Source organism: Mycobacterium sp. WMMD1722, assembly GCF_049315205.1.
Taxonomy (GTDB): Bacteria; Actinomycetota; Actinomycetes; order Mycobacteriales; family Mycobacteriaceae; genus Mycobacterium.
Genome location: NZ_CP186056.1, coordinates 3667535 through 3681171 on the forward strand (window position 1 = coordinate 3667535; position 13637 = coordinate 3681171).

Annotated in this window: 12 protein-coding genes and 1 pseudogene; 5 read left to right on the top strand and 8 right to left on the bottom strand. The window is 68.8% G+C overall.

The genetic code is table 11. The annotated features are described in order from the left end of the window. Nucleotides 1-3: 3 nt before the first annotated feature. Nucleotides 4-1155: an L-rhamnose isomerase gene (gene rhaI / locus ACN27E_RS17505; protein ID WP_422743355.1), complete on the bottom strand. Its 1152-nt coding sequence runs from the start codon at nucleotides 1153-1155 to the stop codon at nucleotides 4-6. A 246-nt stretch (nucleotides 1156-1401) separates the two neighbouring features. On the opposite strand from rhaI, the pseudogene ACN27E_RS17510 reads away from it, so the two are divergent. Continuing rightward, nucleotides 1402-2079, top strand: a pseudogene (locus tag ACN27E_RS17510) (NADPH-dependent F420 reductase); the annotation flags it as partial. A 13-nt stretch (nucleotides 2080-2092) separates the two neighbouring features. Here the strand turns inward: ACN27E_RS17510 and ACN27E_RS17515 are convergent. Together ACN27E_RS17515 and arr are read right to left on the bottom strand one after the other, a co-directional pair. After that, nucleotides 2093-3298 carry a lycopene cyclase family protein gene (locus tag ACN27E_RS17515; RefSeq protein WP_422743356.1) on the bottom strand — a complete coding sequence of 402 codons (1206 nt, stop codon included), beginning with the start codon at nucleotides 3296-3298 and terminating at the stop codon, nucleotides 2093-2095. A 40-nt stretch (nucleotides 3299-3338) separates the two neighbouring features. Continuing rightward, complete coding sequence (gene arr, locus ACN27E_RS17520; RefSeq protein ID WP_422743357.1) at nucleotides 3339-3767, bottom strand: NAD(+)--rifampin ADP-ribosyltransferase; 429 nt, start codon at nucleotides 3765-3767, stop codon at nucleotides 3339-3341. Nucleotides 3768-3935: 168 nt separating this feature from the next. Between arr and ACN27E_RS17525 the strand changes: the two genes are divergently transcribed. Then, complete coding sequence (locus ACN27E_RS17525) at nucleotides 3936-4742, top strand: DUF1906 domain-containing protein (RefSeq protein WP_422743358.1); 807 nt, start codon at nucleotides 3936-3938, stop codon at nucleotides 4740-4742. Between the two features lie 177 nt (nucleotides 4743-4919). Next, nucleotides 4920-5750: an MOSC domain-containing protein gene (locus ACN27E_RS17530; protein WP_422743360.1), complete on the top strand. Its 831-nt coding sequence runs from the start codon at nucleotides 4920-4922 to the stop codon at nucleotides 5748-5750. Between the two features lie 8 nt (nucleotides 5751-5758). On the opposite strand, the gene fmdA is transcribed toward ACN27E_RS17530, so the two are convergent. From fmdA to ACN27E_RS17555, 5 genes are all read right to left on the bottom strand, one after another. After that, nucleotides 5759-7012, bottom strand: a complete 1254-nt coding sequence (gene fmdA / locus ACN27E_RS17535) for a formamidase (protein ID WP_422743362.1) — start codon at nucleotides 7010-7012, stop codon at nucleotides 5759-5761. 11 nt (nucleotides 7013-7023) lie between these two features. Further along, nucleotides 7024-7245 carry a zinc ribbon domain-containing protein gene (locus ACN27E_RS17540; protein WP_422743364.1) on the bottom strand — a complete coding sequence of 74 codons (222 nt, stop codon included), beginning with the start codon at nucleotides 7243-7245 and terminating at the stop codon, nucleotides 7024-7026. A gap of 183 nt (nucleotides 7246-7428) precedes the next feature. After that, nucleotides 7429-8526, bottom strand: a complete 1098-nt coding sequence (locus ACN27E_RS17545; protein WP_422749949.1) for a glycoside hydrolase — start codon at nucleotides 8524-8526, stop codon at nucleotides 7429-7431. A gap of 100 nt (nucleotides 8527-8626) precedes the next feature. Next, entirely contained in the window at nucleotides 8627-10015 is a 1389-nt protein-coding gene (locus ACN27E_RS17550) for an oxygenase MpaB family protein (protein ID WP_422743366.1), read from the bottom strand. Between the two features lie 218 nt (nucleotides 10016-10233). Beyond that, on the bottom strand, nucleotides 10234-10842 hold the full coding sequence (locus ACN27E_RS17555) for a TetR/AcrR family transcriptional regulator (RefSeq protein WP_422743367.1): 609 nt from the start codon (nucleotides 10840-10842) through the stop codon (nucleotides 10234-10236). 165 nt (nucleotides 10843-11007) lie between these two features. Between ACN27E_RS17555 and ACN27E_RS17560 the strand changes: the two genes are divergently transcribed. Both ACN27E_RS17560 and ACN27E_RS17565 read left to right on the top strand, forming a co-directional pair. After that, a complete protein-coding gene (locus ACN27E_RS17560) occupies nucleotides 11008-12336 on the top strand; it encodes a cytochrome P450 (RefSeq protein ID WP_422743369.1) in 1329 nt (442 codons plus the stop codon). Then, a complete protein-coding gene (locus ACN27E_RS17565) occupies nucleotides 12333-13625 on the top strand; it encodes a PucR family transcriptional regulator (RefSeq protein WP_422743371.1) in 1293 nt (430 codons plus the stop codon). Before ACN27E_RS17560 ends, ACN27E_RS17565 begins: the two co-directional genes overlap by 4 nt. Nucleotides 13626-13637: the final 12 nt, after the last annotated feature.

Genomic DNA, 13637 nt, shown 5'->3' on the forward strand with positions numbered 1-13637 from the left:
CTCTCAGGCGCCCCAGGATGACGGCGTTCCGCCGATCCGTTCGGCATTGATGACGTCCTGGTAGCCCGATGCGGCGAAGGCGCCGATCGGGTCGGCGGGGAGCCCGCGGTCGGAGCGCCAGCCCGCCAACGCGGGACGGACGTCGGTGTAGAAGGCGTCCATGAAGACCTCGTTGGCGCCCAGCACGTCGCCGGCCTCCTGAGCGGCGGCCAGGGCGTCGATGTCGATGAGCATGGCCCGCGCGGTCATCTCGGCGACGTTGAGCACCGAACGGATCTGACCCGGGATCTTCGCCTCGATGTTGTGGCACTGATCGAGCATCAGGGCGACGTCGGAGCCGGCGTCCAGCGCCCCGCCCCGGATCACCTCCACCATGATGCGGAACAGTTGGAACGGATCGGCCGCGCCGACGATCAGGTCGTCGTCGGCGTAGAACCGGGAATTGAAGTCGAACGAGCCGAGCTTCCCCAGCCGCAGCAGTTGCGCGACGATGAACTCGATGTTCGTGCCGGGCGCATGATGTCCGGTGTCCAGGCAGACCTTCGCACGGTCCCCCAGTGCACTCACATGGGCATAGGACGTACCCCAGTCCGGCACGTCGGTCATGTACATTGCGGGCTCGAAGAACTTGTACTCCAGCACCATTCGCTGGCCGTCACCGAGGTGCCGGTAGATCGTCGCCAGCGATTCGGCCAGGCGGTCCTGGCGTCCGCGGATGTCGCCCTGGCCGGGATAGTTGGTGCCGTCGGCCAGCCAGATCTTGAGGTCGCGGGATCCGGTCTGGTGCATCACCTCGATACAGCTGAGGTGATGGTCGATGGCCTGCTGCCGCACCCACTTGTCGGTGTGGGTGAGGCTGCCGAACTTGTACGCGTCGTCCTGGAAGGTGTTGGAGTTGATGGTGCCCAGCCGCACCCCGAGGTCCTCGGCGTAGCGGGCAAGACCGGCGTAGTCATCGACGGCGTCCCACGGGATGTGCAACGCCACCGTCGGGGCCAGCCCGGTCAACCGATGCACCATGGCCGCGTCGGCGATCTTCTCGCCGACGGTGCGCGGTGTGCCCGGGGCGCCGAACACGTTGAACCGGGTGCCGGAATTGCCGAACGCCCAGGAGGGCAGTTCGATGGCCAGGTCGTCCAGTCTGGCGTCGATCATGTCGCCACCGCCGGCGGTCCGGTGGTGGCTCGGGCTGCGACCTTCAAGGCGCCGTTCCTTCGTCTCCGGTGGTGCTCAACGCAGCTGGACAGCGGTTCACATCCGCCCGTGTTGAAACGTTTCACACTGTGACTGCCCTCACGCTAGGCGCGCGGGAAGGTTGCGGTCAAGTGCCCGGAGACCCGGGACGGGCGGAATAGCCCCCGGAGAGCGGGCGTTGCGCCGCGCAAGAGGTACGACGCGACGGAGGACGCCATGAGAATCGGAATCATCGGGGCGGGACTGATCGGCGGCACGCTGACCCGACGTCTGCGCGAACTCGGGCACGACGTGAGCGTGTCGAACTCCCGCGCTCCCGAGACGTTGACCGAATTGGCGGCCGAAACCGGCGCGACGGCGGTATGGGCCAGCGACGCTGCCGCCGACGCCGATCTCGTCATCGTGAGCATTCCGCAGAAGAACGTGCCCGACCTCGTCGCCGGGATCGTCGATGCCCGCAGACCCGGCGCCCCCGTGATCGAGACCAACAACTACTACCCGCAGCAGCGTGACGGCGAGATCGCCCCGATCGAGGACGGTCAGGTCGAGAGCGCGTGGGTCGCCGAACAGATCGGCGCCCCGGTGTACAAGGTGTTCAACGGCATCTGGTGGAAGCATCTGCTCGAACGTGGCGTCCCGAGTGGCGCACCGGGTCGAATCGCGCTACCAATCGCCGGCGCGGATGGCCCCGGCCGGCACCTGGTCCACGATCTCGTCGACCAGTTGGGTTTCGACCCCGTCGATGCCGGCCCGATCGCCGAGTCGTGGCGCCAGCAGCCGGGGACCCCGGTGTACGGCAAGGATCTCGACGCGGAGAACACCCGACGGGCCCTCGCCGAGGCGTCAGCGCAGCGCACCGCCGAATGGAGCGCCCGCACGGTCTGATCGACTGCCGCGCCTATCGCCGCGCAGTCGCCGCGACGGCGTCGTTGGAGCGCACCGGAGGCACGAAGGCCGAGGTGACGAGATGGCGGCGCAGCTGGCCGTTCGACAGCCGAAACAGGTGATTCATCGCCGCGACGGTGCCGCGCAGGTTCTCCCGCTCGGTGAGGTAGGTCCAGCGGTGCGGTTCCGGTAGGGCGAAGAACTGCTCGAAGAATCCGGGTACGTCCTGCGGTGGCATCCGCAGCAGCGCTTCGAGTCCGATGCGCCGGAAGCCGTGGACCACCTTGGCCGACAACGGCCACACCGTCTTCTGGGCGGCGGTGAGCGCGGCAACCGGGTCGTCGGGGAGGTGCTCGGCCAGTACGGCGGCCACCCGTGGCGCCAGATTCAGTGAGGCGGCGACACTGAAACCGGTCGCCGGGTGGGTCAGCGGGGCGGCCGCCCCGAACCCCAGCACCCCGGGACCGCGGTGTCGCGGATGGTCCACCGGGAATGAAACCCGCTCGGTGCGAACACCTTCCGGCGGAACGATTCCGTGGTGGGCGAGGCGGGCGTACAGGCGCCGGCTCAGCGTCGACAGCGACAAACCCGGCCGGCGCGTCAACGAGGTCTCCTCCAGAAGAAACTCGCCGCGGCCCAACGGCACCACGTAGAGGAACGTGGGCCAGCCCGTCTCGCCGTGATCCGGACGCCAGTCCATGAAGAGCGCGTCGCCACCTGAGACCAACGGCTCGGCGTCCTGTTCGTCCAGCACCACGCCGAACGCGGTCTGTGCGGCGCGGGTGCGGCGGGCCGAACCCCGATCGAGGGGGCGGGCCCAACCACCGGCGTCCACGACGACCGAGGCGTGCAGCTGTGATCCGTCGGCAAGCGCGACGACCCCGCGGCGCGGTGACCCGACGGCGCGGCCCGTATGCATCCGGACCCCGCTGAGCTGTTCGGTCAGGTGTGCGCGCAGCGCGGGCACATCGAGGACGGCGTACTCCCAGCCCAGCCGGTGTTCGGTCAGAGCGATCGCTCGCCCCGCGGCGCGGGCGGCGACCACCCCGGCGGGCAGGTCGGGCGGCAACTCGCGACTCCACATCCCGTAGGTGGCCGTCCACGGCCGTTGCGGCGCCGGATCGAGCAGCCCGGTGTCCAGCCCTCTTCGCGCACACGCGCCGGCCAGGGCCACGCCCGCCGGTCCGCCCCCCACCACCAGAACCTCCACCCGGCCCATCGTGCCCTTCGCCTCAGATCGCGCGGACGCCGGTCGGGGGTCAGTCGTAGATGACGTCCAGTCCGCGGCGCTTGAGGTCGGCCAAGCCGGCGCGCATGGCGTCGCGCTGGTCGTCGGTGTGCCCGACCCAGTCGGTGAGCTCGCCCACGATCCGCACCGGTTGGCGGGTGCGATAGGACCGGGTCGGATTGCCCGGCAGCTTCTTGTCGGTCACATTCGGGTCGTCTTCCACCGGGCCCTGCGGTTCGACGATGAAGATGCGGCAGCGGCCGTTCCCGGCGGCCAGTTCGGCTCCCCAGACCGCCGCGTCCAAGGTCTGGGTGATGTAGACGTGGTTCATGACGCGTCCGTCCTCGTAGTTCGAGAAGCGGCCCGGTAGCAGCAGATCGCCCACCTGCAGGTCGGCGCGGGTGCCATGCAGGTACTCCCCTGACTCGTACACCTCGAACGGTATCGGTCTCTGCGGCATGGAATCTCCCCCATCACAAGCGGCTCGGCCGAACGAGTGTCCGCCGTCCATGGGGTCTTGCCGCAAGCCCCCCTCGACGGCTTATGGTGGAGGTGGCCGCAGGGCAGCCGACACGCGCGCACAGCGTGGTTTCCCGGACAACACCAGTCTCATCGTTAACATCGGGCCGTGCACTCGCCGGAGACTCGCGGCCTTCGGCCTCCGCGCCCTGTCACCCGCCGCGACGCGCTGCGCTTTGCCGCTGCCGCGTCGGCCTTGACCGGTCTCGGCGCCACCGCAGCGGCCGCCGGCGCACCCACCGCAGCGGCCGCCGGTCCGATGTTGATCGACTACGCCGCGCACCAGATCCCCGCCGAAGACATCCGCGCGGCGGGTTACGCCGGAGTCGTCAACTACGTGTCGCTGTCGCGCCCCGGAACGAACTTCGGCGCCAAACCGATCACCCGGCCCTACGCCGAATCGCTGACCCGAGCCGGCCTGGTGATCATCAGCAACTACCAGTACGGCAAACCCGGCGGAAGTGCGCCCTCCGACTTCACCCGTGGCTACGCCGGCGGTGTCGCCGACGCCCAGGCCGCGTGGCAGTTGCACACCGCGGCCGGCGGGGGACGTAGCGCCCCCATCTTCTTCTCCATCGACGAGGACATCAGCCGAGAAACTTGGCAAACGGTTGCGCTGCAATGGTTTCGAGGGATCAACTCCGTGCTCGGCGTACAGCGCACCGGCGTCTACGGCGGGATCGACGTGTGCCACTGGGCCGCCGTCGACGGCGTCATCGGCAATTCCCGGACCCCGGGGCGGGTGTGGGCGTGGCAGACCAAAGCCTGGTCGGGCAACCGGGTGCATCCCAACGCCGTGCTGTATCAGCGCATCGTGGCCACCAAGTCGAATCCCGGACCGCTGGTCGGCGGATACGAAGTCGACGTGAACGACGTTCTGGCTCAGGACTGCGGCCAGTGGAATCTGCATCCCTGAAGACACTCGCAGCGACGCCGGCCGAGTGTGCGGTCAGTACGCCGAGTGTGAGCTCCTGGCGGGAAATCGCGCCGATCGCCGCCCTGTATTCACACTCGACGCCCTCGATACACACTCGACCGATCGCTCCTGCCCGCTGACCAGCCGCGAACCCGCAACCTCGTAGGCTGGCCGGTGATGACGACGGACAGTGTCTCGACCGGCCGGGTGTCCACCCTTCGGCGCTATCCGGTGAAGTCGATGCTGGGCGAGACGTGCGCATCGCTCGACGTGACACCGCTGGGCGTGGCCGGCGACCGGCGCTACGCCTTCATCGACGACGAGACCGGGCGGGTCGCCACCGCCAAGAACCCGCGGCTCTGGCGGCGGCTGCTGCAGTGTTCAGCCGCGACCGAAGCCGACGGCGTCATGGTGACATTGCCCGGGGGCCGCACGGTTCCCGTCGGCGAGTCGGCCCCGTGGCTCTCGAAGCTGGTCGGCCGCAGCGTGCTGCTGGCCGACGAGCGATCCGCGGGTGCCGTGGTGGAACGCTCCGATCCGATCGACGTGCTCACCCACGGACTCGACGCCGAGATCGAGGCCGCGCTGCTCGAGATCGCCCAGGGCACCCCCGGCGGCGCGTTCGTCGACCATTCGCCCGTGCACCTGATCACCACCGCCACCCTCGACGCCATCGGCCTCGGAGAGGGCGAGGCGCTGCGCTACCGGCCCAACGTCGTCATCCAGACACCGCGTGACTGCCCACCTTTCGTCGAGAACGATTGGGTGGGAGCGGATGTGCACCTCGGTGAGGTCGTGCTGCGCGCCACCATGCCCACGCCGCGCTGCTCGGTGCCGACCTTGGAGCACGGCCCGCTGGCGCGATCACCGCAGTCGGTCCGCTACGTGCTCGAACACAACCGCGTGGAGGTGCCCGATTTCGGCGGCCCGCTCCCCTGTGCAGGTGTGTACGCGCAGGTGGTCAGCGGCGGCACCATCCGGGCGGACGACACCGTCCGGATCGGCTGACGACGACCTCAGAACGCCGAGTGCGGCGCTCCGATGCCCGGATCGATCTGCACCGGACCTGCCGCTGACGGCGACACCGGGAAGTCGAAGATCGCCGTCGGGATGTACACCGTGGCGCAGGCGTTGGGGATGTCCACGACCCCGGAGAGCCGCCCCTCGATCGGCGCCGCACCCAGCAGGAGGTAGGCCTGTTCGGGGCTGTAACCGAATTTGGTCAGGTAGTCGATGGCGTGCAGGCAGGCGCGTTGATAGGACAGGTGCGAATCGAGATAGCGCTGCTCACCGTCCAGGGTCACCGAGGTGCCGGAGAACGCCAGCCATTCCGAATACTGCGGGTCGGTGTTGCCGGGCATGAAGATGGCGTTCTCGCTGACGCCGTAGGTCTGCATTCCGCCGGGGATGACGTCGACGCGCAGGTCGATGAATCCGCCCATCTCGATGGCACCGCAGAAGGTGATCTCGCCGTCGCCCTGGGAGAAGTGCAGATCGCCGACCGACAGATTCGCGCCGTCGACGAACACGGGATAGAAGATCCGGCTGCCCTTGGTCAGGTTCTTGATGTCCTGGTTGCCGCCGTTCTCCCGCGGCGGTGCGGTGCGCGCCGCTTCCGCGGCGGCGCTGGTGAACGCATCTCCGGAAAGGCCGCCGAGGATCGCGTCCTGGGGTTCGGGCGGCAGCGCCAGGGGCGGCACGCGGTCGGGGTCGGTGGCGATCAGCGCCGCCTCGCGGGTGTTCCAGGTGGACAGCAGCTGAGCCGAGGGCGCGGTGCCCATCAGACCGGGGTGCACGATGCCGGTGAATTCGACGTGGGGGACGTGGCGCGATGTGGCCTTCTGTCCGGAGAAGTCCCAGATCGCCTTGTACGCGTCGGGGAACTGTTCGGTGAGGAAGCCGCCGCCGTTCTGAGTCGGGAAGATGCCGGTGTATCCCCAGCCCTGACCCGCCAGCGGACCGGAATCCTCCTGGGGGATCGGACCCACGTCGAGGATGTCGACGATCAGCAGGTCGCCGGGTTTGGCGCCCTCGACGGCGATCGGCCCCGACAGGACGTGCACGGTGGTCAGCGGAGCGTTGAGGATGTCGTCGGCCGAGTCGTCGTTGACGATCGCCCCGTCGAACCACTCGCGGCAATGCACCCGGAAAGAGTCCCCCTTCTTGACCGTCACCGCTGCCGGGATGTCGGGATGCCACCGGTTGTGGCCGAGCTTCTCCTGCTCGGTGAACTTCCTGGTCGAGTCGAGCGGAAAGACGATGTCGGGCATGGGATCTCCTTCTACGGCCGCGGGAGCTTTCGGTGCAGGGGGTTGGTGCTGACCCGACGCCGCACAGCACTGCCCGCGGGCGGCGGCGAGCTGACGACCGCGGGCCGGTCGGCGGTGGCCCGCGTGGCGTCCTGCAGTGCCATCGCGGCGCCGCCCAGATGCGGCGCGGCCATCATCCGCCGGGCCGGCCCACCGCAGGTGGGGCATTCGATCGCATCCGGACGGGTGTGCATCGAATATCTCTGCCGAGTGATGGCGCACCCGGTCTCGCAGCGAAAGACATAGAAGACCAAGGCATTCCCTCACTGTGCTCGAAAACCGGCTCGGGCGATCTCCGGTCACGTTACCCAGTGGGCGCGTCCCCTGCGCGGCAGTTGGAGTCGTTCCTGCGTACCTGACCTCTCAGGTCAGTGCACCTAGCCGCGGGGCAACACCGTGATGTGCACGTGGTCGTAGTGGCCGTATCCGGATGCCTGGGGACCAGCTGGCGTGTAATAGGTGCCGCGCCAGATCACATCCTGCAGACCGAACCGGCCGGCGTTGGCCATCGCGAACGCCATGATCTGGTCGCCGAGCGCGATGCCCTCTGGGCTGTCGGGGTTGGGAATCATGATGTCGATGGCCAGCCCGCTCGGATGCCACGGCTTGGAATCGGGCCGTACCCCGTCGATCTCGGCGATCTGTGGGAACTGCTGGCTGACCGCCCGGGCGGCCAGCACGGTGTTCGGCTGCAATCCGGCCTCCGACGCGACGCCGACCGGCAGCGCCTCCGGGCTCTGCGCCACGACGGCCGGCGGCGGGGCGAGGTCGCCGGGCGGCACCGCCGGGGCCGCCTCGATCGCCGGGCCGACCGGGGCGGGAGCACTCGGTGGCGGCGCACTGTCGACGATGGCCCGTTGCCGGGGGGTCAGCGCCGCGTACTGCGCCTCGGCGGCCGCCATCTGACGCAGCAGTTCGCTCAGTTTGGCCTGGAGCTCTGCCCGCACGGCTGCAGCCGCCTCGGCGGCGGAGCGGGCGTCGGCGGCCGATCTCTGAGAAGCGCCGGCGGCGGCGACGGCGCGCGCGCGGACCACCCGGAACGCGACCAGTTGATCGGCGACCGCAGCGTCGACAGCCCGTTGCAACGCCAACCGATCGATCACCATCTGCGGGGACGCGGCGGTCAGCACTGCCGCCAACTCGCCGCTCCCGCCGCTGGTGTAGGTCATCACCGCCACCCGGTCGACCGCGGCCTGCAGCGGAACCAGTTGCGCGTTGGCGTCGGTCAACATCGCCACATCGGCGCGGTGGCGATCTTCGGCCGCGGTCTGCTCGGCCCGTCGCTGGTCGGTCTCGCGCTGAGCGTGGGTGACGGCCTCACGGCTCTGAACCGCCTGGCGCGAGAGCTCGTCGAGCCGCGCCAGCGCGTCAGCCGCCGGGTCGGCTTTCACATCGCCCAGCGATCCGACCACCGCGAGGACGGCTACCGCCGAGCCGTACGCCGATCGCCGAAGAGTCCGGCGCACGCTGGTCACTCGGATGGTCACGATCCTTTGCTGCAGGAACCCGGTATCGGCCCGGCCGTCGATGTCCTCGGACAGGCTACGAACGAAGTCCGGCGATGTCCACCCGTCGCTATCCGGTGAACCCCTCGCCCGATGTCGATCGGTCGTGGTGGGTGTAGGTCAGTGGTACCTGCAGGTCCGCGGCGATCCGGTTCAACATGGCGATCCGCTCGCGGGCGGCCGCGCCGGTCGTCTTCCGGCGTTCCCGGATGGGGTTCGACCACGGGAGCCGGTCGGCGACCACGGCCAGGCCGACATTGAGCCGGGTGAGGTTCTCGAAGATGCGCACCCGGCGGGCGAAGTTGTAGCTCAGCGGTTCGAACAGGGTGCCGGCCAGCATCGCGTCGATCTGTTCGTGGCCGAACACGACGCCCGCCGGGGCCAGTGCGACGCTCGCGGTGATCTGGTTGGCATAGCGCGCCACGAGGGCCTTGGCCCAGCCCGGAAGCGCCTCGGTCAGCGTGGTGATGTGCGCGGGTCCGGCGATGGCGTCCACCAGCTGGGCTCGCCACGGGGAGGGTTCGCCACCTCTGGCCAGGACGTAGTTCAGCGACTTGATGAGCTCGCGCCCGTTCGGGGAGTAGAGCCGCTCCGGCGCGCCCCACAGGCGGCCGGAGAACGACGAGTATTCGGCGAGGTCCTCGAGTTGTTGCGGGGTCAAGGTACGCCCGAACGCGTGGTCGACCAGCCGGCCGAGCAGCATGCCGCTGCCGAATCCCAACAGCGACGTCACCGGGATGGGTTCGCCGAACTTGAGATAGACCTTGTCGCCCCACTTACGCCGCAGCCCACGGCTGGCCAACGCATGCATCAGCCGCACCCGCACCACGTCCTGGAAGGCCTCAGAGTTCCGGTCGAAGATGTCGGGCAGCGTGACCTCCGCGAACACCCGCGCGGTCTCGATGAATCGACGCGGACCGTCGTCGGCGAATCGGCCGGTGGCCCCGGTGGCCGCGGAGATGTCCCCGGTCATCGCGGTTTCGTAGAACGCCCAACCGCGGATGATCGTCGTCGCCGCCGTCGTGCTCGAGATCGCGAGCATCCGACCCCGTTCGGCGGCGATCAGATCGAATTGGCCCGGCAGCCGGTCGAGGTGCTCGAAGAAGTCGACGAGTTCGGGCGGAGCGTCCTCGACGGTGTCGATGCCCGAGGTCAGTGCCCGCTCGAACAGGGCGCGGCCCCGCTCGTGACCGATGCGCTCGAACGCGTCGACGACGCCGACCATGTATTCGTCGCCCTGCCAGAAGTAGTCGTCGCGCAGACGGGTGAGCTCGTTGGGTTCGACCTCTTCGTCGATGTCGATCCATCCCCCGAACATGAACTCGCGCATGTGCCGCCACTGGGCGGAGAAGTGGTCGCGACCCGGCGGGATGGGCCGCAGCGGCTTGTCGGGGTGGTCGCGACGATTGAAGTCGACATCGTCGAGCGCGTTCTCGGAGCGCTCACCGGTCATGGTCATGGGGTCGCGCCGGCCGGGACGGGTCGCGGACGGTCCGGGTGGCGCGTGGGGATCGGCACCTTCATGACGAACCCTCCCTGGAGCTCACTTTGACAACGCATGTAGTCAAAAGGCTAGGCGGTGGAGCGCGACACTGTCAACGACGACGGGTCAGCGGTACGCCGCTCAGGCGATGCAGCGAAACCCGATGTGGGTGGTGGTAGGGCTTGTGTCTCGCCCTAGACAGCGGGGTTGATCAGCGCGATGCTGCTGCGGACCGCCTCCTCGGTGACCTCGGCCAGCGGCCGGTCGCGTTCGACGGTGTGCGCCGTCAGTTCCCGCAGGCCACCGATCAGGAGCACCGCGCGTGCCTGTGGGATCGGACTGATCCCCATGGCCTTCAATTCGGCTGTGTCGCTCAGTGTTTGAACGAGTTGAACGAAGCGGTCCATGGCGTCGCGCTGCAGCGACCGCGCGGCCGGACCCAGAGCGGGAACATCGCGGATCCAGCTGAGCGTCACATGCCGACGACGCTCGGAACAGTCAAACCACGTCTCGACCGCCTGCCGGACCTGGGTCTGCCACGGCGCGGTCGGGTCGACGGCCGCAGCGACTGCGGCGAGGTTGGCGCTGTTGGTCTCCGACAACAAAGCCAGCAGGCAGGCCTCGCGGTCTTCGAACACCGCGTAGAACTTCGACTTGGATGTACGGGCCCGCCGGACCACGTCGGCCACCATCGTGCTTCCGTAGCCCACTTCGGCGATCGAATCCGCCATCGCGTCGAGAAGGCGGCGACGGTAGATCTGCGAAATGTCCGCGTCGCGCCGCACGCTTGCGCGCTCGTCCACTGCGTTCAACCTGCGTCCCTTCTGCCAGGTCGATGGTAGGTCCGGCAGCGGCGACTGTGGCGGCGCGGCGACCCGATGTGCGCCACTGCCCTCCGGAAAACCCCGCGGGCCGCCTGGTACACCTGTGTACTACTTCTAGTACATTGGCGTACTAGAGGAGGCTCCATGGCTCACCCGACTCACGACCCCATACGACTACCGCCGGGTCCGACGGCTCCGCGGATCGTCCAGGGCGCGGCGATGCTGGTCAACCGCCCACGCGCCCTCGAATGGGCCCGCCAGCGCCACGGCGCGGCGTTCAGCGCTTCGCTGCCGCTATTCGGCGACAGCGTCGTTCTCAGCGATCCCGAATTGATCAAGGAACTGTTCACCGCCGGAGATCTGGTCGATACGATCACCAACCTCGGAGACGTCATCGGTCCGGGCTCCACCTTCAGTCTCAACGGCGCCGCACATCTCGCGCGACGCAAACTGCTGATGCCGCCTCTGCACGGCAAGCGGATGCAGGTATACGAGCAGATCATCGAAGAAGAAGTGGCCCGCGAGCTGGCCACCTGGCCCGTGGCCACGCCCTTCGCGACGCTGCCCTCGATGATGCGCATCACCCTCAACGCGATCCTGCGCGCCGTGTTCGGTGCCGAGGGCCCCGAACTGGCGGCATTGCGCGAGGTGCTGCCGCCGGCGGTTCTGCTCGCCTCCCGACTCACCGTGCTGCCTGCAGCCCTACGCCGCGACGTGGGTCCGTGGAGCCCCTGGGGCCGCCTGGAACGGATGCGGCGCACCTGCGACGACATCATCGGCACGCTGATCCAGCGCGCCAGAACCGCACCGGATCTCGACAAACGCACCGATGTACTGGCCATGCTGGTCGCCGCCCGCGACGACGAAGGCCGACCTCTCCCCGACGACCACATCATCGACGAGCTGCAGACCCTGCTGGCCGCGGGCCACGAGACCACGGCCACCACGCTGGCCTGGGCCGTCGAGCGGCTGCGCCGCCATCCCGACATCCTGTCCCGGCTTGCCGAGGACATCGACGCCGGTGGCTCGGATCTGTTGCAGGCGACGGTCTGGGAGGTGCAGCGCAGCCGCCCGGTGATTCCGGGCGTTCTGCGGGTGACCAAGCGCCGCACTCGACTGGGGGAGTGGGTTCTGCCCGCCGGACACACGGTGATCGCCAGCATCGCGCTGTCGCACACGTCCCCGGCGAACTACCCCGATCCGCTGCGCTTCGACCCGTCCCGCTTCGCCGACACGAAACCCGACACCAGCGCGTGGATTCCCTACGGGGGTGGTGTCCGTCGCTGCGTGGGTGCGGCATTCGCGAACACCGAGATGCTGATCACCTTGCGAGAGCTGCTGCGCACCTACACAGTCGAACCCACTTCCGAACCGGATGAGAAGTCTCGCTCGCGCGGGATCACCAATGCGCCGGCGTCGGGGGCCGTCGCAGTGGTGCACCGGCGCCGGCGCCCACACCCGACGGAGCGATGAGCACCCGTCCCTGGTTCGCCGAACTCGAACCCCGGACGCCTCACACCATTCCCGGCAATTCCGTACTCCCGGAACGCGCCCGGCTGCTGGCCGGCTTGTTGGGGCCTGGTCCGACGGGCTGGGCCATCGAACTCGGCGCACTGATGGCGACCACCGTCACCCACGCGATTCCCGAACTCGCGGTGGATGCCGTGGCCGACGAGGTCGCCAAGGGCTGCGAGGCCGTCGCGTTGGGCGCGCTGTCCGCCCTGGCGCTCGACCATGACGTCCCGTTCGAGGCGATGTCCGAGGTCCTTGCAGGTCCGACGGAAGTGGTGTCCCGCGGCATCGGCATCGAGCACATGCTGCGCAGCATTCACCTCGCGCACGCGACCGCCGTCGAGGTTCTGCTCGACGCCGCCGAACGCGTCGTGCCCGTGGCGCAACGCTTCTCCGAGATGCGACGGATCAATGCGGCCCTGTTCGGCATCGTCGACGTCCTCACCAAACGCATGGCCGACGAGTACGCCCGCGCACACGAAGCATGGTTGACCAGTTCGCTGGCTCTGCGCGCGGAGATCGTGGAGGATCTGCTGCGCGGCGAATCCGTGCCGATGGACCGGGCGACGCGCATCCTGGGTTACGACCTGGGTCGGTGGCATCTGGCCGTGATCGTCTGGAGCGCACGCGCCGTCGCCGCCGAACCGCACGAGCTCAGGGCCGCGGCATCGGAAACTCTGGCCGCTGCCGGGTGCGCCGCGACACTCGTCCTTCCCATCGGCGCGCAACGCGTGTGGGCCTGGGGCTCGAGAACCGCGAAGCCACCGTACGCGGCGGTCCCCACGGCTCCACCGCCCCCGGGTGTGCGCATCGCGATCGGAACACCGGGTGCGGGCCTCGAGGGGTTCCGGACCAGTCATCAGCAGGCAACCGAGGCGGCGCGGGTCGGCGCCATGTCGATGCGGGAGGCCTGGTCGTTCTGCTATCAGGATCTCGACATGGTCGCCATGCTCAGCGCCGACCTACCGGCCGCCCGCGAGCTGGTCGCCCGCGAGTTGGGCGATCTGGGCGGCGACGCAGAATCGGTGACCGCTGTTCGCCATACGCTGAAGCGCTACCTCGACCTCGACCGCAGCCTGGCCGCTACCGCAGCAGATCTGCACATCGCGCGTAACACCGTGGCCTACCGCGTGCAGCGCGCCGAGCAACTCCGCGGTCGGCCGGCATCGGTTCGCCGGCTCCAGCTGCACGCCGCCCTCGTCCTCGCCGAGGAATTCGGCGGCGCGGTCCTGCCGCCGGCTCGGCGATAATTGGACTGAAGA